17 protein-coding genes and 1 pseudogene are annotated in these 24,241 nt (G+C 53.8%); 4 read left to right on the plus strand and 14 right to left on the minus strand.

The annotated features are described in order from the left end of the window. Positions 1 to 9 precede the first annotated feature (9 nt). The 14 genes and pseudogenes from recD to rppH form a co-directional block, all read right to left on the minus strand. Positions 10 to 1,869 (minus strand): exodeoxyribonuclease V subunit alpha, encoded by a 1,860-nt coding sequence (gene recD, locus WCT94_RS00675; RefSeq protein WP_336867272.1) that lies wholly within the window; start codon positions 1,867 to 1,869, stop codon positions 10 to 12. Next, complete coding sequence (gene recB, locus WCT94_RS00680; protein WP_336867275.1) at positions 1,866 to 5,450, minus strand: exodeoxyribonuclease V subunit beta; 3,585 nt, start codon at positions 5,448 to 5,450, stop codon at positions 1,866 to 1,868. Before recB ends, recD begins: the two co-directional genes overlap by 4 nt. After that, positions 5,447 to 8,395 (minus strand): pitrilysin, encoded by a 2,949-nt coding sequence (gene ptrA / locus WCT94_RS00685; RefSeq protein WP_336867277.1) that lies wholly within the window; start codon positions 8,393 to 8,395, stop codon positions 5,447 to 5,449. Before ptrA ends, recB begins: the two co-directional genes overlap by 4 nt. A 95-nt stretch (positions 8,396 to 8,490) precedes the next feature. Beyond that, positions 8,491 to 11,889 (minus strand): exodeoxyribonuclease V subunit gamma, encoded by a 3,399-nt coding sequence (gene recC, locus WCT94_RS00690; RefSeq protein WP_336867279.1) that lies wholly within the window; start codon positions 11,887 to 11,889, stop codon positions 8,491 to 8,493. A 60-nt stretch (positions 11,890 to 11,949) separates the two neighbouring features. Then, entirely contained in the window at positions 11,950 to 12,342 is a 393-nt protein-coding gene (locus WCT94_RS00695) for a prepilin-type N-terminal cleavage/methylation domain-containing protein (protein WP_336867651.1), read from the minus strand. Continuing rightward, entirely contained in the window at positions 12,329 to 12,784 is a 456-nt protein-coding gene (locus tag WCT94_RS00700; protein ID WP_336867281.1) for a YgdB family protein, read from the minus strand. Before WCT94_RS00700 ends, WCT94_RS00695 begins: the two co-directional genes overlap by 14 nt. Further along, complete coding sequence (locus WCT94_RS00705; protein WP_336867282.1) at positions 12,781 to 13,392, minus strand: prepilin peptidase-dependent protein; 612 nt, start codon at positions 13,390 to 13,392, stop codon at positions 12,781 to 12,783. Before WCT94_RS00705 ends, WCT94_RS00700 begins: the two co-directional genes overlap by 4 nt. Beyond that, positions 13,386 to 13,889 (minus strand): annotated as a pseudogene (locus WCT94_RS00710) (prepilin peptidase-dependent protein). The gene WCT94_RS00705 and the pseudogene WCT94_RS00710 overlap by 7 nt, the downstream one beginning before the upstream one ends. Positions 13,890 to 14,067: 178 nt before the next feature. Next, positions 14,068 to 14,643: a PIN domain-containing protein gene (locus WCT94_RS00715; protein WP_039283954.1), complete on the minus strand. Its 576-nt coding sequence runs from the start codon at positions 14,641 to 14,643 to the stop codon at positions 14,068 to 14,070. Beyond that, positions 14,643 to 15,104 carry a helix-turn-helix domain-containing protein gene (locus WCT94_RS00720; protein WP_205559254.1) on the minus strand — a complete coding sequence of 154 codons (462 nt, stop codon included), beginning with the start codon at positions 15,102 to 15,104 and terminating at the stop codon, positions 14,643 to 14,645. The genes WCT94_RS00715 and WCT94_RS00720 overlap by 1 nt, the downstream gene beginning before the upstream one ends. Positions 15,105 to 15,325: 221 nt before the next feature. Then, a complete protein-coding gene (thyA, locus tag WCT94_RS00725; protein ID WP_180778193.1) occupies positions 15,326 to 16,120 on the minus strand; it encodes a thymidylate synthase in 795 nt (264 codons plus the stop codon). A gap of 36 nt (positions 16,121 to 16,156) precedes the next feature. After that, complete coding sequence (lgt, locus tag WCT94_RS00730; protein WP_336867653.1) at positions 16,157 to 17,023, minus strand: prolipoprotein diacylglyceryl transferase; 867 nt, start codon at positions 17,021 to 17,023, stop codon at positions 16,157 to 16,159. Between the two features lie 225 nt (positions 17,024 to 17,248). After that, the gene (gene ptsP / locus WCT94_RS00735; RefSeq protein WP_336867284.1) at positions 17,249 to 19,495 is read right to left on the minus strand and encodes a phosphoenolpyruvate--protein phosphotransferase; all 2,247 of its coding nucleotides are present in this window, start codon (positions 19,493 to 19,495) and stop codon (positions 17,249 to 17,251) included. 12 nt (positions 19,496 to 19,507) lie between these two features. Beyond that, positions 19,508 to 20,041 carry an RNA pyrophosphohydrolase gene (gene rppH, locus WCT94_RS00740; protein WP_012773594.1) on the minus strand — a complete coding sequence of 178 codons (534 nt, stop codon included), beginning with the start codon at positions 20,039 to 20,041 and terminating at the stop codon, positions 19,508 to 19,510. A gap of 696 nt (positions 20,042 to 20,737) precedes the next feature. Here rppH and mutH point away from each other — a divergent pair. The 4 genes from mutH to WCT94_RS00760 all read left to right on the plus strand — a co-directional run bounded on the left by mutH (position 20,738) and on the right by WCT94_RS00760 (position 24,048). Next, positions 20,738 to 21,433, plus strand: coding sequence for a DNA mismatch repair endonuclease MutH (gene mutH, locus WCT94_RS00745; RefSeq protein WP_012773593.1), 696 nt, complete (start codon positions 20,738 to 20,740; stop codon positions 21,431 to 21,433). A 238-nt stretch (positions 21,434 to 21,671) separates the two neighbouring features. Continuing rightward, positions 21,672 to 22,388 (plus strand): TerC family protein, encoded by a 717-nt coding sequence (locus WCT94_RS00750; RefSeq protein WP_336867288.1) that lies wholly within the window; start codon positions 21,672 to 21,674, stop codon positions 22,386 to 22,388. 174 nt (positions 22,389 to 22,562) lie between these two features. Then, positions 22,563 to 22,781, plus strand: a complete 219-nt coding sequence (locus WCT94_RS00755; protein ID WP_225087110.1) for a YgdI/YgdR family lipoprotein — start codon at positions 22,563 to 22,565, stop codon at positions 22,779 to 22,781. A 205-nt stretch (positions 22,782 to 22,986) separates the two neighbouring features. Beyond that, a complete protein-coding gene (locus tag WCT94_RS00760) occupies positions 22,987 to 24,048 on the plus strand; it encodes an NADP(H)-dependent aldo-keto reductase (RefSeq protein WP_180784921.1) in 1,062 nt (353 codons plus the stop codon). The last annotated feature ends 193 nt before the right edge of the window (positions 24,049 to 24,241 follow it).

Consider the following 24,241-nt stretch of genomic DNA (forward strand, 5'->3'; position numbering starts at 1 on the left):
AGTATGCTCTCAAGAACATGCCATTAACGCGCTGATTCGCTCTTCCAAACCGCTATAGCGCTGCGTTGGCGTCTTCACCGCACGACAGAGGATCTTGATGTCGGTATAGAGAGACAAACGCTGGCGCGCACGGGTGATGGCGGTATACACCAGCTCCCTCGTCAGCACCGGCAAATAGTGGTTCGGCAACACCAGCGCGGTATGATCGAACTCCGACCCTTGCGATTTATGTACCGTCATCGCATAGGCCGTTTCGTGCGGCGGCAAACGGCTTGGCGTGACGTCTTTGGTTTCGCCATTCGGCAAGGGGAAAAACACGCGTAGTTCACCGCTTTCCCCCGTCATGGCGATACCGATATCACCATTGAACAGACCCAAAGCAGCATCGTTCCGTTCAATCATGACCGGTCGGCCGGGATACCAGCGGTTAAGCGGATTACGGCTGCGCTGAATCAACCCAGCCTGATGCAAAGCCTGCTCGATGCGCTGATTCAGCCCTGCGACGCCAAACGGCCCTTCGCGCAGCGCGCACAGCTGGCGATAGCGCTGGAAGGCAAGCAGCACGGCATCCGGCGAGGCTCCCGCAGCAATCAGTTGCAGATAATCGCGATACCCTTCAACACACTGTGTCAGCATGGACTGATACTCTTCAGCCTCAGCTAATGGACTACAGGTGATATCAGCAAACTCGCCGTTCAGCACCGCACGCACGCGAGCATCATCGCCGCCGTTCACCGCCAGCGCCAGTTGGCCAATACCAGAATGCGGATCGAAACGGTAGCTCCGGCGCAACAGACAGATACTGTCACTGACCGTCGTCTGCCCTTCAGGGCCGCTTTCATCCAGCTTACAGCCCGTCAGCCGCTGCAACTGCTGCGCCCGCGTGCGGCTATAGCCCGCCTCGGCAAAACGGCAGATATCGCCCAACACCGCACCCGCTTCGACGGACGCCAACTGATCGCGATCGCCCAGAAAGATAATTCTGGCGTGTGGCGGAAGCGCGGCGATCACATTTGCCATCATCGGCAGATCGACCATCGACGCCTCATCCACAATCAACACATCCAGATGCAGCGGATTATCCTGATTGTGGCGCAGGCGCTGGCTATCCGTCACCGCACCCAAGAGCCGGTGCAGCGTTGTCGCTTCCTGCGGAAACGCATCCCGCTGCTGAGGTTCCACAGCCAGACGATGCAGGGCCTGCCCCAGCGACTCCGTGAGCCGCGCCGCCGCTTTCCCGGTCGGTGCGGCTAATTGAATACGTAACGCTTCTCCCGTATTCAGCTCAATCAACGCAGCCAGCAGCCTGGCGACCGTCGTGGTTTTTCCCGTACCCGGCCCGCCAGAAATAATCGCAATACGGCGCGTCAATGCGACGGCGGCGGCCACCTTCTGCCAGTCAACCGCTTCGCCCGTATCAGGAAACAACCGCTCCAACACTGCCCGAATCGCAGGTTCATCAACAAGTAGCGTATCGCGTTCGCTGGCGATAAACCGCGCCACACGGCCCTCACTCTGCCAGCTGCGCTGTAAATAAAGCTTTTCTCCTTGCAACACCAGCGGCGTCGACGAGCTGCCGTCGCTGACGGCATCAGATGCCAGTAAACGCTGCTGCCATGCGGAAACCGTGTTTAGCCCTGCCTCCGTAAGCAGCTGTTGCGCCAGCTCAGGATCGCGACCGTCAAACAGCGTTTGTGCCTGCAAATTCTCCAGCGGTAAACACACATGCCCCGCCCCCGAATGCGCGCTAAGACAAGCGGCGGCTAGCAGCAGCTCGGGCTGCGTCTCATCCACCAGCATTCTGGCAAACTGAATATCCAGCGGGCGCAGCAGCCGTCGCGCCAGTGCCGTTTCAAGTAAGGCAATCATGAGGGAATTCCTGTATCAGCATCGTCAGGCGTCTTTCCCTTGAAAAGCATATCAAGCCCGAAAACAAATTCAGCGGAGGGACGACAAGCAAAGATGCCATTGCCGGGGTGAGACTCCTCAACGCCGCGTAAAAACAGATAAAACACGCCGCCAAAATGACGCTCATAGTCGTAATCCGCAATGCGGTGACGGAGATAGCGATGCAAAGCCAGCGTATAGAGCTGGTATTGCAGGTCATACCGGTGTTCGGCCATCGACTGCATCATGGCCGCTTGGGTGTACGCACTGGCATCAGGGCCGAGCCAATTGGATTTGTAGTCCAGCAGGTAATAGCGCCCTTCCCAGCGGAACACCAGATCGATAAACCCTTTCAGCATGCCTTTCACCTGCTGAAAAGAGAGTGCCGGGCAGCGAGCAGAGAGTGGATCGTGATGCTTTGCCAGCCGATCAAGCTGCGCCGCCTGTATCGGGGCCTCGATCGGGATATAGAACTGTAATTCAGCCTGCTTATCTGCATTATCCAGCGCCAACAGAGTCATCCCCTGCTCGTTAAGCGGCGTATGCAAAAGCGTATCCATCCATGTCTTCAACACGGGTTGCCAGTGGGCTTCAAACCCCTGTAGCTGCAACTGCTCGGCCAGCCAGTCATCATCAACGGGCTGAGTGAAATCCAGCGTTTCAAACAGGCTATGCAAAAACGTCCCCGGACTCGCGCCACGTGGGAACGTATGCGGCGTCAGCTGGGCTTCATCCGTTTCCTGACGTTCACCTATCGCTTCAATATCCAGACGCGGCACCAGATCCTGCGCGCTTGCAGTACCATGTTGCTGAAGCCCCGAATAGCTGGTGACTCGCCAGCCGTCGCGCAGTTGGCGTTCAATGTGGCGAGCCCGCAGCTCTGCCAATTCAGGTCTATCCGGCTGCCAGCGCTGCTCTTCCGCCGCCTGTAGCGGTGTCAATGCGACACCGTCACCGACCATGCCTTCTAACTCACTGACTAACGTGGCGACCTCGGCCTCTTTACCGCGCTGGAGTAAATAACCCAGGGCGCTCTGGTGCATATCACTGCTGCCGTCTTTTTTACGTGACCGCTGAATCGGCGCGACGCCCACGCTACAGTGATAAATAGAACGGGTCAGCGCGACATACAGTAAACGTAAGTCTTCCGCCAGCCGCTCTTCTTCCGCCAGCGTCTGACTTTCTTCATGATTTTGCAGATCCAACACGGCCTGATAGCTCTCGCGATCGTGATAAATCCCCTGATCCTGCACGCGGAAGTGGCTAATGAAAGGCAGCCACACCAGTGGATACTCCAACCCTTTCGATTTATGGATCGTCACGATCTGCACCAGATGACGATCGCTTTCCAGACGCAGCTGCTGGTTCTCTGCCTGCGGATTCGGCTGAACAATCTGTTGCGATAGCCAGCGTACCAGCGCGTGTTCACTGTCGAGCGTTGCCGAGGCATCCTGCAACAACTCACCGATATGCAGAATATCGGTAAGACGGCGTTCCCCTTCCGCGCTCGCCAACAGGTTCTCCGCTAACTGATGTTGGCTCATCAACGCACGCAGCATGGGCAGCACACCTTTCTGGCGCCACAACGCGCGATAACCCGCAAACTCATCCACCAGCGCATCCCACGTGGCTTCGCTTTGCCCTAATGCATCAACCTGCCCGGCATCCAACCCCATCAGAGCTGTCGCCATCGCGCTGCGTAACGTGCGCTCCTGTTCCGGCGCCAGCACCGCCTGCAACAGCCACAACATATCGCTGGCTTCCGGCGTGCTGAATACGCTGTCGCGATTGGACAGATAGACTGAGGGAATGGACAAACGGCTCAGCGCATCACGAATCAGCGAAGCTTCACGTCGGCTACGCACCAGCACGCTCATGTCGGATGCCTTGACCAAACGCCGGGAATCATCGGTAACCAACCAGGCTTCATTACGCTGGCTGGCCGCCAGCCAGTCACGAATCTGCGCCGCACACTGGCGCGCCATCTGCTGCTGATAATCTCCAATGCCAATCGGTTCTGAGCCCGTTAGCCAGAATTGCAGCGCAGGCTGGGACTTCCCGGCAACCTCAAACAGCAAACCGCGCTTAGATTCGGCAGGCTTGACCGGCAGGAACGGGATGTTTTGAAAAATAAAAGGAGAGTCGAGGCGTTCAAACAGACAATTAACGCCATGTACCATCTGGTGCGACGATCGCCAGTTCGTGCCCAGCGTATAATGCGCAGCCACTTCTCCGCGCGCGTGCATATAGGTAAAAATATCCGCACCGCGAAACGCATAAATAGCCTGCTTAGGGTCACCGATCAACAGCAGCCCACACTGCGGCTGCCCGACATACAGCGCCCGAAAAATACGGTATTGCTGAGGGTCTGTATCCTGAAATTCATCGATCATCGCCACCGGATAGCGTTCGCGAATGGCGCTGGCAAGCCGTTCCCCGCCCGGCTGTTGCAGCGCAACATCCAGACGGCTCAGCAGATCGTCAAACCCTAGCTCTGCGCGCTGCCGCTTTTCCTCGCTCACTGACTCCCGGATTGCCGACAGTGCACGCACAATCACTAAATCACGCAGTGACAGCGGTGTGGCAAGCAACCGGTCTGTTTCCTCAAAGAGGGCATGAACGGGCGGTTCCCCTTTCTTCGTCTTTTCAATGAGCGCTTGCTGGGAAAACCGTACCAGATCCTTCGGCAGTTGGTAATCCAGCGTCGGCTGCTGCTCTGCCCACAGAGTAACTTTCTGTAGCCAGTTGGGTAGATGCTTACTGCTGTAGCTGCGTTTATCGACGCCAGAAGCGCTAATCAACGCTTCCAGATCCCCTGCTGACGCCAGCCAGCGTTGTTTGTACGCGTCGATCGTCGCCACGATCTTCTCATGGCGGCTCTGCAACGTTTCGCCCTCTTCTGGCGGCAAGCGAAACACAGGCGCTTCACCGTGCAGATAAGGAGCCAGATCGGCCAGCAGGTTTTCCGGCCCTTTCCACTCCAGACCGACAATACGTGCGACCTCTACTGGCAACGGATAGCAATAACGACGCCAAAAGTCGGCGCAGGCCTGACGGCGCAGCGGCTGCTCATCTTCTATCAGCACCTGTTCAAAAAGCACACCAGACTCAAACGCATTGGTACTGAGCATACGCTGGCAGAAACCGTGGATCGTGTAGATCGCCGCCTCGTCCATTTGCCGTTCGGCCGCCAGCAAGACGTCGGCCGCATCGCAATGGTCAGAAATCTCCGCCAGCAGCTGCGCTAGCGAAGCATCTTTGGGCTTTTCCGCCACCTCCCCCTGCGCGCTTTTACGCAGGCAGGCAATGCGCAAGGCGTGGATTCTGGCACGAATACGCTCCCGCAGCTCTTCGGTCGCGGCCTCCGTAAAGGTCACAACCAGAATCTCCTCGACCAGTAGCGGACGTGGATATGCGGCTTGCTTACCCAGCCCCAACAGCAGGCGCAGGTAAAGCGCCGCCAGCGTATAGGTTTTCCCTGTTCCGGCCGACGCCTCAATCAGCCGCTCCCCCAAGAGCGGCAACGTCATGACGTCTAATGATTGCGGCGCGGCGCTTGTCATTCTGCTGAGACCTTACCGACAGCTTCCGATGCTGTAGTATCTGCTGCTGGCGCAGGGATCATCGCAGGCGCTTTGTCACGCGGTAACGTTTTCTGCAGCGAAGACGCATCCGCGTAGGTGTGCCATCCCTTCGGTGCGGCATAGTCCGCTTTACCATGATGGCTACCGGACACCTGCGACAGAATAGCCAGACCTTCCGGCTTCAGCGCCTGCTGGAAGAAATCGGCCACTTGCGTCACCGTCAGCGGTTTGATTTGTTCGAGCAGCTTCTCACGCGAGTCAAAAGCAAAGTTTTCCTGATCCAGATCTTTACGCAGTCGGCCAGCTTCTTCGCCTAAGGTTTGCGGGCGCTGATTCAGTTCATTCATCACGCCTTGTTTATACTGCGCAAATTCTTCTTCACTCATTTCACGCAGCCGTTTTTGCGCTTTCAGGTAAAAATCTTCATAGCGCTGATAGAGATAAGCTGGCTGCTTGCTATTACTTTGCAGCAGGAAGCCAATGCCCATCTGTCTGCCAACAGACGTCGGGAAGGCAAACACGGCATAGCCCAACTGCTCTTCTGTTCTCAATTGGCTATAGAACCAAGGCTGGACGATCTGTCCCAGCACAGAGCTGTATGCCGTACTCTGCGTTTCTGAATACCCCGTCGGTACATACACCGCCGCTAACGCAGAATCCGTGCTGCTGCCTGGACGCTGTAGATTAGCAAGCTGTGTCTTACTGACTTTGACATCATCGCTGCGCGACAGATTTTCACCATCGGCCTTCAAATGCGCTTTCAGCGTGTTCGCTAGCTCGGTGACTTTCTCTGGTGCCAGATTGCCAACGACCAGCATTTCCGGCGTGGCTTTTTGCAGCAGATCTTTGCGGTAGTTAACCACATCCTGTAAGCGGATATCCTTCAGCAGGTTACGACGTTCTGCGCGCTCGAAGTAAGGCAGTTGCGATATCGCCTGAACCGGCTGTAACGCCTGTTCAAAGGCTTTTGATTTCTCTACCGCATCCAACTGCTGTATGTACCAGGATTTCGCCTGTTCCAGCTGTGCTTCCGTCGAGGTAAAGGAGGCGTAGCCATCCGCCAACGTCAGTAGCAGCCGTGGCAAATGCTGGGTATAGCCATTGGCGTTAATCACCAGACCATCATTGCTGCGGGTGGAGAAACTGATGCCACCAACCGAGGCCTGATAGCTGAGTTCATCCAATGCCAGTCCCGCCAGATAATCATTTAACGCAAACAGCACCTGATTACGGGCGGTACTGCGCGCTTCCTGATTCCGCAGAAACAGCGTGATTTCCGCTTTCGGTTCATCGGCGAAGTAGTGGCTTGGCATATACAACACGCGTAACCCCGGCTGATTCAGCAGGAGCGCCGGCTTAGTCATCGCCTTATCAGCTTTGATCAGGGAAAAATCATCGGGGATATATGGATTGATTGTCGGCAACGACAGCGACATTTTCTGTCCCAGCGTTTTCCATTTTGCGAATGTCGCCGACGGAATTTTATCCATCTCGTACGGTGCATCGACAAAATAGGCCACTTTATTATGCGGCTCATTCGGACTGATGACCCAGACGCGTGCGTTCTGCGGCGTCATTTCATCCAGACGTGCGGCGATAGCCTTCGGATCGTAGCGATCCGCAACATACTGCGCATCCAGCGTATGTTCGACCGGCACACGCAGCATGGTATCCACCAACCATTCGATGTAGTCCATATCACGGCTGATGGACGGGTAGCGGAAATCCAGATCCAGAACGCGTGCAATCTCATCAAAATAGCGCTGCTGAATCCCCTCAGTGCGGATTTGTTGCAGATAACGGAATATCGCAGCGATCACTTCATCACGCTGTGCCAGACCTTTATCGGTCAGCGAGGCCGAAATAGCGAACATACCGCCGTTACGGTCGATGATCGGGGAAGACCCCGCACCGATAGACTCAACCAGCCCTTCCTTTTGCAGCCAGTCAGAAAGCGTATTCTGGCTGCGGTTGCCGATCAGATAGCTAATGTAGGTATCCGTCTTGCTGCGAAACTCCTGGCTAATATCGCTGACGCGAAACTCAATACGCAGCTGTTTTCTCGGCTGCGCAGGAACATAGTGAATCATTACACCGCGCTGCTTCTCCGTCGTGACAGGAACGGTAACCGCAGGAACGCTGGCGTTGTGATTGGCAATGCGCCCGAATGTGTCGGCCGCCAGTTTCGCCAGTTCAGGCAGAGGTTGATTACTGTAAATCACCCCTTTCATCAAGTTGGCCGAGTAATATTTCTGATAAAACTTCACCAGCTCATCATGCAGTTTGCTGCCGGGCTTATCGCTCAGGGTTTCAAGATTCCCCCCCGAAAAACGCGCGCTCGGGTGCGCCGGGTTCAGCGTCTCTGCACCTACCTGCGCCATACGGTGACCGTCACGCGAACGCGCCATCGTTAATTCCGCATTCACCGCGTTACGCTCACGATCGGCATTCACCGGATCGAGCAGCGGCTCCGCAATCGCATCGGCCATGCGATCGACCGCTGGCCGCAGCGCATCATTTTCTACTTCGAGATAAAACGCCGTGCGGTAAGACGCCGTGCTGGCGTTGTGGCTGCCGCCATGTTTTTTCAAAAACTCGGACAGCGCTTCCGGCTCTGGGTAACGTTTCGATCCCATCAGTACCATGTGTTCGAGGTAGTGCGCCAATCCCAGTTGATTATTCGGATCGTCCAGCGAGCCAATAGGCAACGCCAGTGATGCCAACGATTTGGGTGCCTGCGGATCGGAAACCAGCAGAACGGTCATTCCGTTATCCAGTTTAATCGCCTGATATTGCCGCGGATCTTTTTCGCTTTTTCGAATGGTCTGAGCCAGCGGCTGCCAGCCCGTCTCTGCCCAACTCGCCGGAAGCCAGAATGTGAATAAAAGAAACCACCCGGTAATCCAGACCCACTGTTTACGCATGCAATTCTCCAACCTCATATCCATCACTTTTCACGTTGCAGTGCGTTATCTTCTCGCACCTCGAAATCAACTCGGGCATTACCCCAAAAAACTCATCATGCCAGATTAGAGCGGAACGGTGGCAGTAGCCAGATTTGCGCCGCTTCAATCACCTCATTCATTCGTTTTTCATCCAACTCACGGATAATGCGTTGCAGGTAATAATCCTCGCCTTCACCACGCATTCCCATATTGCCCTGCCAAGCCTGCAGTAAACGGGCACGCGCTTTGTTTTGCGTCTCTTCATCCGAGCGCAGGCTATCGCTTTCACGATCATAACATTCAGCCAGCCAGGCGCTCCCTGCTTTATTGAGCAATAACAGCGGCTTGCTCATTCCCTGACGATACCCATTCAGCATGAGAGCAAGATGTTCTCTGGCCTGCGTTTCCGACAAGGCTGCAAAGCGCCACGCGGTATCTTCCCGCCCATACAACCGGCTTTCGCCTTGCCCACCGGTCGCACAATAGGCCAGATGTTCCAACCACAGCGTAATGCCATCTTTCATGGAAAGCGTGCCGGGGCGCCAGCGTAACAAACCATCCGGCTGCACCTGATTCAACCAGCCGCTGATGCGCACACCGTCAAGGAGGATATCCACTTCCCGGCTCACCGACAGCGAGGGCGTTAACTCATCGCGCACGCGCGCCGCCAGCTGCGCCATATCCTGCTGTTGTTCCTGCCAGTAAATTTCACCGAACGCGCCATAGGGAAGCTCACCCGCAGCTCTGGCACGGCGATACAGTTTTTCCGTATCACCTTCATTAATCAAGGTATTAAGCAACTCACTATTCAATTGGTAGCGGTTAAGGCTATCAACCACAAAGGGCTCTTCATCCAATAGCTCATCGCTGTGTAGCATGAAACTCACACCAAGCCGCAGTTGAAAAAAGGCTCGCACAGGATGACGATAAAAACGCTTCAGATCGTCTAGGCTGACATCGCTATCCGTTGTTCTTTCGGACAGCGCTTCACGATCGAAATCAGGCTGGGCTTCCCCTTTTCGATTCGCCGCCGCCAGCCACTCTGCCGCAAAGCTCAATGGCTTCGGTGCTGGCAGAAAGTTATCCGCATCGAAAGGCATGCGGCTATGTTCGCGGCAGAGGTGCTTCACCACCCGCTCAGCGCTGCTATCGATATCCAGCGTTTCATCGCCCGGCAAGACGTAACTTTGCGCGATATATTCCGTCAGTTCGCTCACCAATACGGAAGGATAGCGGCGTGTATTATCCTGAATCGAGCGCCCGATATAGCTGATATAAAGTTTGTGCTGCGCCGATAGCAGCGCTTCAAGGAACAGGTAGCGGTCATCGTCACGTCGGCTACGATCGCCGCGTTTGATCTTCCGCCCCATTAGATCGAACCCGAGCGGCGGCAGCGTTCGGGGATAGACACCATCATTCATCCCCAGCAAGCACACAACCTTGAACGGGATAGAACGCATCGGCATCAGCGTACAAAAGTTAATCGCACCGGCCAGAAAACGTTGGCTGAGCCGTTCCTGATCGAGACGCCGCGACAATTCATCACGTAATCGGGAAATCGGCACCTGCTGTGGATAATGCGCCATCGTGCCCATGCCAATCACGTACTGCCACTGTTTTTCAACTAACGCCAGCGCTGCTTCGGTCTCGCTGTCAGCATCAAAGAAAGTTTCGATCAACTCTCGACATAGCGGTAGCCAGTCGACAAGCACGCGCGGTTGAGACAAGCGCTGACGCCACTGATGAATCTGCATCAGCAGTTCGGCCAGTTGACCAGCCAGTTCCGCAATCAATCCGCTGGATTCATCGTAAGGCAGCACGCCCTGCCAGTCGCCGACCTGACTGTCCATCGCATAACCCAGCAGCATTCTCGTCAGACCGAAACGCCACGTATGCTGGCCCGTCGGCGGCAACATGAGATCGCGCACGTTGTCGTCATCCAACCCCCAGCGCACGCCGGATTCCACCACCCACAGGCGCAGACGCCGTAGCCCTTCTTCCTGAATACCGAAACGGGCAGCCAGCGCGGGGACTTCAAGCAATGCCAGAACCTGTTCCGCCGTAAAACGGCTTGTCGGTAAATCCAGCAGGCTGATGACCGCCTGCAAGGCGGGATGCGCATGTCGCGCACGCTGATCGGAAATGGCAAAAGGCAGGTAGCGGTTATCTGGCGCGTTGCCAAACACCGCCTGAATAAACGGCGTATAGCTGTCGATGTCCGCCATCATCACAATGACGTCACGCGGCATCAGCTCAGGATCGTCTGCCATCATGGCTAGCAGCCGATCGTGAAGCACTTCAACCTCACGTTGCGGACTATGGCAGGCGTGAAAATCAACCGAACGGTCGTCGAGTGCCAGCAGGCGTTTTTGCGTGCTCGTGTTCTGTGTTTCGTGGCTGACGGCCACCACCGCGTGGTCTTCCAGCTCAAGAATATCGCGCTGTAAGGTTTGCAGCAGATTTTCGCCATCAGACTCAACAAAGGCGTCGATCTCCTGCACGTTATCCAGTTCAGCTAGCAGATAAAGATTATCGCGCCCCAGCTTTCCCCACGATGCCAGCAGCGGATTATTAATCGACTGTTTACCGTCATCGTTGAACAGCGTTTCTGCCTGTGAGGGATCGCGAAAGAGCAGACGAGTTTCCTCAACCGAGTCGCCGTCAAAACGATGTAAGCGGCGGCTGCGAGCTTTTAGCTTCGCCAGAAACTTATAGTCCTGAATGTCACTCCAGTAATGGCGGCAAGGGTTGGTAAATAGCAGATGCACGTCAATGTGCCGCGCCAGTGCGTTCAACGCCTGTAGATAGATGGGAGGTAACGCCGAGATACCACAGATAAAAACGCGTGGCGGCAGGCCTTTCGGACAGGTTTTTGCCTGCTCTAACGCATTAATAAAGCGTTGATACAGAATCGCATGGTGCCATTCGGGCTGCGCCAGTTCACGCGTGTAGTCCACCAACGCACGCCACAGCGCGGACTGCCACAGTTGGTTCCCGCCGAGATCGTCAACCTGTTTCCCTTCTTGCCATGCCTTGATCCACTCGGGGCGATAAATCAGGTATTGATCGAAAAGATCCGCTACGCGCCCGGCAAGCTGATGCAGCTTACGCTGGTTATCATCATCCTGCAGATAGTGGTTAAGTGCCGAAAAATCAGGTTGTTCCAGTAAATCGGGCAGCAAATGCATGAGCTTCCACGTCATCGCATCCTTGCTGAAGGCGCTTTCTTTTGGAATATCAGGCAGCACGTGGCGACACATATTCCACAAGAAAACACCGGGCAGCGGGAATTGGATATTGGCGGCAATACCGAAGTGCCCAGCCAATTCAATTTGCAACCACTGCGCCATCCCCGGACTTTGCACCAAAATCACTTCCTGCTGGAAGGGATCGGCAAGCGGCTGACGTTTTATCAACTCAACCATCAGTCTTTTCAAGATATCCAACTGATTGGAGTGATAGATTCTAAACATTCTGGCTCCTGCTCGCCGCGGCTTACGATTGATAATTCATAGTTTACCCAAGCACGCCGACTAAACAGGCGGCGTTCGGCAAAACCAACGGTTTAGTGTAGCCTGATAGCGACGTGGCGTCATGACTCTTGCCGTTACCTGACGGCATTCTGGGCTCTGTAACTGCTCTGACACACTAAACTGCCAGTGTTTACTCAAAAGAGACGCCGCATTATCAAGAGCGAACGGATGATATGGTACACCCGCTTCATAGGCCTCCAACTGCTGTATCGCAAACCGCCAGGCCTGACGCTGCTGCCACTGATGCTGAAATGACTGCTGTAAAATCTGGTGATATTGCAGCAACCCCATCAGCGACACGGCAAACAGCAGCGCCGCCACCAGCGTCTCCGGCAGGCTAAAACCGGATTGGTGACTCACGATTCCCTTGTTCACTGCGCTATTCCGTTGCATCACAGCGAGTCACCTCCTTATCAGGACAAAAATCCAGCCAGCCGTTACCCAAGGGTTGAATAGCGATCTGGCCCGACGACAGCGTCAAAAATGACACCCGCTGGTACAGCCTCAGCGGTCGTGCCGAAGCAGGGAGTATCCCTTCACCGCGCAGTACGCCTTGCCCACCATCCGAGGCCGCCCGCAGGCACACCACGAGCTGTTCTGCCGACAGTTGCTGACACTGCCAGCTTTCTGTTAGTGCACGCCAACGCAGCCCTCTTCCCCAGTTCAGCGAGGACAGTGCCTGATTGAACGCCCGCAGATAATGTCGTTCATCGTTTCCCACCTGAATGGCAGTATCAAGCTGACGTTGCAAACCAGACATCAACAACAGGCCGATAACGGCAATCAGCAACACCATAGGCAGCGTTCCGCTTCCCTTTTGCAATCCTTGCTTCATTGGTTACGTCCCAGTATCAGGCGGACGATATGTTGCTTAACCGCAGGGCGTTTCGCCCAGTATCCCGCCAGTTGCAATTCATACAGCGCCACATCATTTTGCGCAGTCAAACGCTGTAACCGGAACAGCGTAAGGACGACTTCCTGCGGATCAAACAGCTTTTCCCATCGGTCTCCCTGACAATTGTGCGCCCCGCTCTGAATTTCCAGTGACCGAGCACGCAGGCGATAGCCAAAAGATTCCGCATCCTGCTGTTCCCCGCCATCCCAAGCCCCATTCCGGTTCAGATCGTAAGAGACATTCAGACAGCTGTTTTCTGCCTCGCCCGGATAATTCCCCATACTGATCGCCTTGCCCTGACAGGCACCCGCACAAAAACCAGCCCGGCGGATGTCTTTCTCAATCCCCATCGCGACCTGACTAAACAACTGCTCCAGCCGAAAAAGCTGTGCACTGTCCTGACTTTGGCTGCGCAACAGAGGGTAGAGCTGCGCCGCCGACAGCATAATCAAACTACCTAAACTCAGCGCTAACAGGATTTCCGGCAACGTGAAGCCGCGTTGCTTACACCTCGGTCCTGGTTGTCTCAACATCATGGCTATCAACATAGGGGAATCGCCAGAACAACTTGCGATTCGCTGCACAGACGCATACGTCCCCTCACCGAGATGATCAGACGCAGCTGGCCCGCAGAATTCGACAGCGAGATGTGCCCAGCCTGAGCGGCGTTACGCAAGCCAAAGAACGTAAAAACGTTACTGGTGGATTTTACCAGCACGACCTCCTGCGCACGGCGAACGAACTGCCCAGGATGGTTCTCACGGCACGTTTCCTCCGCCTGTTTCTCATTCTGACCTGCCACCATGCACCATAGATCTCCCTACGGTATAAGCTTCGCGGTGCGGGTTTCGTTATGCCAGTAGGCATTCGCCTGAACCCGACTCAAAAAATCCAGCAGTTGCTGCGCACTCTGCTCCAGACGAATAGCCTGCTGATATTGAATCCAGCCATGCAGGCCGCCACCTGCCATCAGCGCCACGATCGTCAGCACCACTAAAAGTTCAAGCAAGGTAAACCCCCGCTGTTGTCGATTCCCTGTTTTCATGGCGTCAGGATAGTGAGTCTTATCTGTAAAAACAGCGTGTTAACGGTGTTATACGTAGCGGCTCGCAATGTTTTACTGCAATGATGTAACAACAGAAAAAACGTGCGGGGAGGTGGGGAAAGTACAATGAAAAACGGCGCCTGCTTGTATGGAAGACACCGTCTGATAGGGTATATAGTTAAATCAATGCTCGATACGCATCCAATTCTTTTACCGTCATAGGTAGCCCCTGACGCAGGAGACAATCCAGATACTCGTCCACATCAAATGGAGGCTTTCTGAAGGCTGTGCGCGAAGTTCGAACGGCTTTAAGCACCAGTGCAGAATTGAGATCAAATAAGTCGGCAATGAATTCGTCTGGGTGCATTGCTTCCACCGCAAACTCGGAAAGTGCCGTTGCTGGAAAATCTTTAAGATTCGCAGTGACGATAACTTCTGCATTAGCGCGTATTGCAGCGGCCAATACATGTCGATCATCCGCATCAGGTAAAACCAGAGCAGGGATAAGTTGTTCGAAACCAGTCACATTGGCATCAGGTAATGCCTTATTCATCAAATGCTCAATGTTCCTGAGTTTATCCATCGTTACGTCTGCATTATTTAGCAACAAATTTCGCTGCCACTCTTCCTGAATTAGTGCCGTCCACTTTGGCTGATATAGCCCTGTTAAACCAAGATGCATGAGCAAATCCCGTAGCAAAGATGGATAAATGACACACGCATCAAGTACCACGGGATAGGGGGAGTGATTCATTAGTAAAACCCGAGTTCCTGACTTCGGTCTGTCAGCTCCTGCATGGCTTGCATACTTTCATTTTCACGCTGTTCTTTGTATTGCATCAAATCAGCAAAAAGCACGCGGCGATGACGACCTGTTTTATGGAAAGGAAGATGGCCTTCTTCCAAAAGCTTCACCATATGTGGCCGTGAAACATTCAGAATATTTGCCGCTTCTTGTGTCGTTAACTCAGCCTGCACGGGGACAATCTGGACAGCATTACCCGCCGCCAGTTCACCAAGGATGCTCATCAAAAGCGTGAGTGCTGAGGTAGGCAACTCGATCTGATGGGCAATATCATGCGCATCCTGAATCGAAATTTCCTGTGTTTCCAGCTTCGTAGACAGGCAGGCTGCAAGCTGCCTTTGTCCACGGATAGCGGCCTCCATTTCTTTTGGAGCCGGAAGGCTCAAACTATTTAGAGGAGTATTTTTCATCAAGTATTCCAGCGTTCTTCGGTTCGTAAGTTTCAGAGTAGCGATATCAGATCCAAGGGCTAACACCGTTAAAACCAATATTAATCGAAATAAACGAAAATCGCAATATTCGAAACGATTGATTTTCACACACGGTAGGTTTAGGAAGCGGTAGGCCCGTTGCACGAAGAGAAATAACAAAAAGGGCCGCATGACGCGGCCCTGAAAAAGGTGGGGAAGTTTTAGATGGCTACGGGCGCTTTGATGGCGGGATGCGGATCGTATCCCTCGATTTCAAAATCTTCGAAGCGGTAATCGAACAGCGTATCCGGGCGGCGCTTAATCACCAGTTTAGGCAGCGCGCGCGGCTCACGACTCAGCTGCAACTGCGTCTGTTCCAGATGGTTGTTGTACAGATGCGTGTCGCCGCCGGTCCAGACGAAATCACCGACGTCCAGATCGCACTGCTGCGCCACCATGTGCACCAGCAGCGCATAGCTGGCGATGTTGAACGGCAGGCCAAGGAAGATATCGCACGAGCGCTGATAAAGCTGGCAAGAAAGCTTGCCATCCGCCACATAAAACTGGAAAAACGCGTGGCACGGTGCCAACGCCATTTTGTCCAGCTCACCCACGTTCCAGGCGGACACGATAATGCGGCGAGAATCTGGATCCTGTCTCAACTGGGTCAGAACATTCTTCAACTGGTCGATCTGACGGCCGTCTGCGGCTCCCCACGAACGCCACTGCTTACCGTAAACCGGCCCCAAATCGCCGTTCTCATCTGCCCATTCATCCCAAATACTGACTTTGTTTTCATGCAGATAAGCAACATTGGTATCGCCGTTCAGGAACCAGAGCAGTTCATGGATAATCGAACGCAGGTGGCATTTTTTGGTGGTAACCAGCGGAAACCCGTCCTGCAAGTTGAAACGCATCTGATGGCCGAAAATGGAACGCGTGCCCGTGCCAGTACGGTCGGCCTTCGGCGTGCCCTCTTCAAGCACTTTTTTCATCAGATCCAGATACTGTTTCATACTACCTCACCACAAATATTAAAGAAGGACAGCGGATTATTGCTGTGCGGGCTGACGGCGATAGGCCCAGACCATCATCAGAATACCGGCGATCACCATCGGCAGCGACAGGATTTGCCCCATGCTGAACAGGTCGCCAAACAGACCCAGTTGCGCATCCGGCTGGCGGAAGAATTCGGTGATAATACGGAACGTGCCGTAACCGATCAGGAAAAGCCCAGAGACGCTGCCCATCGGCCGGGACTTACGAATAAAGAGATTCAGAATAATAAACAGTGCCACGCCTTCCAGCATCATTTGATACAGCTGGGAAGGATGACGCGGCAGCATGCCGTACTGATTGAAAATCGCCTGCCACTGCGGATTACTGACGGCCAGCATCATATCTTCGCTGCGCGAACCAGGGAACAGCATGGCCCACGGCGTATCGGTCGTCACGCGTCCCCACAGTTCGCCGTTGATGAAGTTGCCCAAGCGGCCAGCCCCCAGCCCGAAAGGAATCAGAGGGGCAATAAAATCAGCGACCTGAAAGAAATGGCGTTTGGTGCGATGCGCGAACCACAGCATGACGCAGATCACACCCATTAAGCCGCCATGGAACGACATACCGCCATCCCAGACTTTGAAAAGATAGAGCGGGTTTTCAAGAAATGACGGGAAGGCATAAAACAGGACGTAGCCCAAACGCCCGCCGACGAAGACCCCGAGGAACCCCATGTACAGCATGTTTTCGACTTCATCTTTGGTCCAACCGCTACCCGGTTTATTCGCCCGACGCACCGCCAACCACATGGCAAATACAAAACCCACCAGATACATCAGCCCATACCAGTGCAGCGCCAGCGGGCCAATTGAGAAAATCACTGGATCAAACTGAGGAAACGCCAGATAGCTTGTCGTCATCATTCACCACATATTTTATTGTGTTATCCCTGCTTGCGGGATCGTCATTGATAGGCAAAAGGCAGGAGAATGAATCCGTTCCTGCGAACCGCGGTGGCGAATCATAGCATACGCACCCGCGCTCGTTGACCGCTGAGGGGAAAAGTTCTGTAAAACATTGAGTCGCTATTAAACATTTACTCGCAATTAAAGCTCGATGTATCCGTCAATATCACCCACGTCAAATTAGCGCCCGCCGCGAATTAAGCCGCCTAATCCACGCTCTTCCATGAAGATCGCCGCCCACTGCCTGACTTCCGCCGCGCTTTGTGCACCCAGCAATTGCTGCACTAACGCCTGCGACTCAGCCAGCGTAATTTGACGCAGCAGATATTTAATTCGCGCCACGCTGCGCCCGTTCATACTGAGCGAACGATAGCCCAGGCCGGTCAGCAGCAGTGCGCCGAGCGCCTCTCCCGCCATTTCACCGCACACGGAGAGCGGAATATTATGCCGCTCGCACTCGACGGCGATCATATTCAACGCCTGCAACATGGCAGGATGCAGACTGTCATAGAGCGATGCCACGTGGGCATTATTACGATCTACCGCCAGCAGGTACTGCGTCAGATCGTTGGTGCCAACCGAAACAAAATCAATGCGGGAAGCCAGATGAGGGAGCAGGAACAGCATCGACGGTACTTCGATCATGATGCCGATCCGCGGTTTGGGCTGTGGGAAGCCCAGTAATTCTTCGACCTCGCCCGCAGCCTGATCGATCAGGCGACGCGCTTCACTGATTTCATCCAGACTGCTGATCATCGGCAGCAGAATACTGAGGTTGCCACTATGCGCGTTAGCCCGCAGCATCGCGCGCACCTGAATCAGAAAGATTTCAGGTTGATCGAGCGTAATCCTAATACCGCGCCAGCCAAGACACGGGTTCTCTTCGCTAATAGGCAGATAAGGCAACGGCTTATCCGCGCCGATATCCAGCGTGCGCAGCATCACCGTGCGCGTTGGATAAAGCTGCAACATGCTTTGATATTGCGCCATCTGTTCATCTTCGGACGGAAAACCGCTTTGCAGCATAAAAGGAATTTCCGTACGGTACAGACCCACGCCATCAACCTGATTGATAAAACGCTTTTCGTGTTCGGCACTTAACCCCGCATTCAACATGACCTGAATACGTTCGCCGCTTTTCAACACGGCAGGCTGTTCCATTTCGCCTTCGGCCAAACGGGTTAGCTCATTTTCTTCCGTCAGCAGGCGCTGGTATTCCTGTACCAGCACGGGTTCAGGATCGACCAACAGCTCACCGCGATAGCCGTCGATGATCAGCTGACGCTGGTGCAGCAGGCCGGGCTGAATATCCGCGCCCACCAACGTGGGAATGCCCATCGCCCGTACGAGAATCGCCGCATGCGAGTTGGCGGCGCCGTCATACACAACAACGCCCGCCAGCCGCTCTGGCGGTAGTTCCGCCAACAACGTCGCCGTTAATTCGTCCGCCACGAGGATAAAGCGCTCAGGCCATTGCCCCATGATTTGCGCGTTATCATCAAGGTGAAACAGCAGCCGCTGCCCGAGCGCGCGCAGATCGCCCGCCCGTTCACGCAAGTAGGTATCCTGCAAATTGGTAAACTGCGCGGCAAAACGTTCGATCACCAGCTTCACAGCCCACTCGGCGGCATTGCCCGCATCCACTTCCTGAAAGAGTTCACGCTTGAGTCGCGCATCATTCAGCAAGTGTGAGTACAAATCGAAAATCGCCGCGCTCTCTTTCTGCGCGCTGGCGCTAAACCGCTTGCTGAAACGACGAAACTCCGCCGTTGCCTCTTCCAACGCCTGCGTTAAGCGGGAGCGTTCACGCTCGCTGTCCAGACTCGATGCAGGAAAAACCTGCTCCAGAGAAGGCTGGGTACAATCCTGCCAGCCAGGGGCAATCGCCACGCCGGGGGCGGCCACCAGCGCTTTAACGCGAGTCTGACGGTATTGACCGAAGAGCGTTTTGATCTGTGAAAGGGAAAGAATCGCGGCCATCTGCGTGGCCAGCGTCACCATGAACGACTCTTCGTTTTTATCAAACTGACGATGTTCACGCTGTTGCACCACCAGTACGCCGAGCAGATGGCGACGGTGGATAATGGGAACGCCAAGAAAAGAGCGGAAATGTTGCTCTTTCACCGCGGGGATATATTTGAAACTGGGATGCGCGCGAGCATCGGCTAGATTGATAGGCTCGGCACGTTGCCCGACCAGCCCGACAATACCTTGCCCAAACGCCAGCGTCACCGTGCGCCCGCGCGGCTTTTTCAACCCGCGCGTTGCCATCAGGTAATAACATTGACGATCGTGATCGGCCAGATAAATGGAACAGACTTCCGTGTCCATAGCCTGACAGGTCTCATTGACCAGAATGTCCAGCGCATCACTAAGGCGGGCCGTTGCCGCAACGTTTTCGACAATTTCTCGCAAGCGCGTGAGCATAATGTGCCTGAATTACCCTCTTTTTCGCCGGGGACCGGATGGGGTCGCCACCCGAGCCGCAACACTCTCCTGAAGCAGTATCACCGGGTTGATAAATTCCTTCATCACGCGACGATACACATCTCGCTTAAAAGAGACGACCTGACGTACCGGATACCAGTAACTCACCCAACGCCAGCCATCAAATTCCGGCGTGCCGCTGCTTTGCATATTGATATCCGACTCATTACACATCAACTGTAGCAAAAACCATTTCTGCTTTTGGCCGATACAGACCGGTTTTGTATCCCAACGCACCAAACGCTTTGGTAATTTATAGCGTAACCAGTTTCGGGTAGATGCCAGTACGCGCACATCCTTTTTTCTTAACCCGACTTCTTCAAACAGTTCGCGGTACATCGCCTGCTCAGCACTTTCACCGGGGTTAATTCCCCCCTGCGGAAACTGCCAGGAGTGCTGACCATAGCGCCGGGCCCACATCACCTGCCCCTGCCGATTACAGATTACAATACCAACGTTTGGGCGGTAGCCATCATCATCGATCACCGGACTACCTCAATAAACATCAATGCAAAGATGACCTGATTGTTTCACACTCCCGTCAGGCGGTAAACCACTGCTTAGAAAGCATGTGATACTAATAAAAGTAAGATAACCCACAGATAAGATCAAAGTTATAAACATGTGAAGGCTGAAATTCGTAATTTATTCACTTTTTCTGTGGACATCTTTGTGCAGAACCCATGAAGAAGTGAGTAAAACTCATTTTTCACGAAGAAAAAATATTACTGTAAATTAAAAAATAGTGCTTTTTATTCATAAAATTACAGTCCATCTTATTGGTAATATCGCCCCCTTTATTTTTGTTCAAATGGCATACAACACAAGATTGGCGAAAGATCGCACTATGCCGTTTTTATCCACAGGTAATGCCTCAAAGTCAGGCAATAAATAGGCAAAAACAGCAAAATGACCGCGAGTCAAGGCTGTAAATCGAACCAGTAATTCATGTTTATGTGGGTTATCCAAGAAATCTGTGGATAACCTAGTGTAAGATCCTGTTTATTGTCGGTGGCTATACGTGCACAGTTTGCAAAACGATGTGTAGTGATCGCCATCACACTAAAAAAAAGCGCTACGAATCATGCTATTATTGTTTTTCTCCACAGCCTTACAGACTGTGCATGGGTACGCCCTTCCTGTTGTATTTTTTTTGAGCGGAAAAATATCGAGCGATACGCTATGAATTCACCCACGGTTCACACGACTGCGCCGCCACACGAGCAAGCCTTGCTGGAACGCGCGCAATCCCTCGCAGGTTATAATCTCGCGGAATTGGCGGACATCGCTCGCCTGCCCCTTCCCGCTAACCTGAAACGTGACAAAGGCTGGATTGGCGTTCTGCTGGAGCGTTTTCTGGGGGCAAGCGCTGGCAGTAAGCCCGAGCAGGATTTCCCCGACATCGGCGTTGAGCTAAAAACCATTCCGATTGATGAACAGGGTAAACCGCTGGAAACCACCTTCGTCTGCGTCGCGCCGTTGACAGGCAACAGCGGCGTCACGTGGGAAAGCAGCCACGTACGACACAAGCTCGCGCGGGTACTGTGGATTCCGGTGGAAGGATCGCGGCACATTCCACTAGGGGAACGCCGTATTGGTACGCCGCTGATCTGGAGCCCCAGCGAAGAAGAAGAGGAACAACTGCGCTGCGATTGGGAAGAGTTGATGGATCTGATCGTGCTTGGTCAGGTAGAAAGCATCACCGCCCGACATGGCGAAGTGCTACAGCTACGCCCCAAAGCGGCAAATAGCCGGGCCTTAACGGAGGCCATTGGCGAATTTGGTCAGCCGATTCTGACGCTACCTCGCGGGTTCTACCTGAAAAAAACCTTTACCGCGCCGCTGCTGGCTCGCCACTTTATGCAGCTCAGCAACTGAGTTTCATGAGCGCTATGCTTCTTCAGTACGATACTTCGTCGTACACTGATCTTGTTGTGACAAGGGAATATGACCTGGGAAAAGCCTGACGCCGACCCAGAGCAAAAGGGACGCCAGCACATGGACCACATACGAAGTATGACGAGTATATCTTTACGACATCACACTTTCGCTTGCCTACGCACCGAGCTGGCAGAGTATAATATCGTTTACGTTTCGTTTAAGGTGTATTGATATAATGTTTGATTGGATTGTTGATCCGAACGCTTGGTTGGCATTGGGAACGCTGACTATTCTGGAAATCGTTCTTGGGATCGATAACATTATCTTCCTGTCTCTGGTTGTCGCCAAACTGCCTAAAGCCCAACAAAACAAAGCGCGCCGCATCGGGCTGATGGGGGCGATGTTGATGCGTTTGGGACTGCTCGCGTCTATTGCCTGGGTCATGCGTTTGACTGACCCACTGTTTACCGCGTTCAACAACGAAATTTCCACGCGTGACCTGATTCTGTTCTTCGGGGGGCTCTTCCTGATCTGGAAGTCGAGCAAGGAAATTCACGAAACCGTCGAAGGCGGTTCAGAAGACCACACTTCCAAGGTGTATTCGTTCTTTGGCGCGATTGTGCAGATCATGCTGCTGGATATTATCTTCAGCCTGGACTCGGTGATCACCGCCGTTGGCCTGTCTGACCATCTTTTCATTATGATGGCAGCAGTCATTATCGCCGTTGGTGTGATGATGTTCTCCGCGCGCCCTATCGGCGAGTTTGTCGAACGCCATCCGTCCGTCAAAATGCTGGCCTTGTCGTTCCTGATCCTGGTCGGGTTCACCCTGATTCTGGAAAGCTTCGACGTTCACGTACCGAAAGGCTACATCTACTTCGCCATGTTCTTCTCGATGTCCGTCGAGGCGCTGAACCTGCTGCGCAGTAAAAAAGAGAAAACGGCACACTGATCGCCGCATAGCGAGCAATCAAAACGTCAGACGACCTAGTCAGGCGGCAAGCAGCCGCCTGATTACACAAAATTAACGTCCTCAACACGCATTTTTTCCATTATTCCTACGTTATCCCTCACGACCATTTGCTAGACTCACTTAAGTTTTTGCATTTATGAATGGGTTAATACGATGAAAGTACGGATGAAAATGGCAGTGACACTGGCGTTATTATTTACCCTTGCGGGCTGTTCCAGCGACTACGTGATGGCGACAAAAGAGGGGCAAATGCTTCTGACGCAGGGAAAACCCGTGCTGGATAAAGATACCGGTCTGCTCAGCTATATCGATGAGCAGGGTAATCAGAAACAGATCAACAGCGACCAAGTCTCCCAAATCGTGCAGCGCTAACGGCAACGTTAGCCCGCACTCCCCCCATCGGGCGACGTTCTCTGACAAAATCCCACAAAAGGGTAACAGAAGAGACTTCCCCACTCGCCACGGCTTCGTTATAGTCGAATTCAGGTGTGTTCTCCCAAACTCATTGGAATCGCAGAAAATCATGCGGAAATGAGGAGAAATACGCCTGCTATTTTCAGACATAAGGAAGCTGGCAATGCAATATCACCGTATTCCCCATAGTTCTTTAGAAGTGAGCGTGCTGGGTCTTGGTACGATGACCTTTGGCGAACAGAACAGCGAAGCAGACGCTCATGCCCAGTTAGATCACGCCATTGCCGCAGGTGTTAACCTGATTGACACAGCAGAAATGTACGCCGTTCCTCCACGCCCGGAAACACAGGGGTTAACCGAGAGCTATATCGGTTCCTGGCTGAAATCCCGTGGCGGCCGTGAAAAACTGATTGTGGCAAGCAAAGTCTCCGGCCCTGTGCGCGGAAACGATCACAGCATCCGCCCACAGCAGGCGCTGGACAGAAAAAATATCCGTGCCGCGCTGGATGCCAGCCTACAACGGCTGAACACCGACTATATCGACCTCTATCAGCTGCATTGGCCACAGCGCCAGACCAACTGTTTTGGCAAGCTGAACTATCAATATACTGATAACAAATCGCAATATACTGACGACAAACCGGTCGTTACGCTGCTGGAAACGCTGGAAGCGCTGAATGAACAGGTGCGTGCCGGTAAGATTCGCTACATCGGCGTCTCCAACGAAACCCCGTGGGGCGTGATGCGCTATCTGCATCTGGCGGAAAAACACGATCTGCCACGCATCGTGTCAATTCAGAACCCCTACAGCCTGCTAAACCGCAGTTTTGAAGTCGGCCTAGCGGAAATCAGCCAACATGAAGGCGTAGAGCTGCTCGCCTATTCGTCACTGGCGTTCGGTACGCTGACGGGTAAATACCTGAATGGCGCAAAACCTGCTAACGCACGCAACACGTTGTTTAGTCGCTTCACCCGCTATACCGGCCCGCAGGCGCAGGCAGCGGTTGCTGAGTACGTGGCGCTGGCGCAAAAGCACGGCCTGAATCCGGCGCAAATGGCATTGGCGTTTGTGCGTCAGCAGCCGTTCGTTGCCAGCACGCTGCTGGGTGCGACCACGCTGGAGCAGTTGCAAATCAACCTCGACAGCCAGAACCTGACGCTGGACGGCGAGATCCTTGACGAGCTGGAAGCGATCCACCGTCGGTTCACGTTCCCAGCACCGTAAATGCTCAAAACAGGGGCTGACAAGCCCCTGTTCCCCCCTTTCCCTTTTACCTACAGTCTTTTAGTCACATTTTTATGCAGATGCGGAGACGGTTTCGTGCGCTACAATATCGTCATTTTCATGCTACGTCGTAGCACGCGCCCGACTCAGGGCGCTCAGTCGCCGCCGCCCTGAGAACCCCGGCTTCCGGCTA

This window comes from Pectobacterium sp. 1950-15 (assembly GCF_037136835.1).
Taxonomy (GTDB): Bacteria; Pseudomonadota; Gammaproteobacteria; order Enterobacterales; family Enterobacteriaceae; genus Pectobacterium.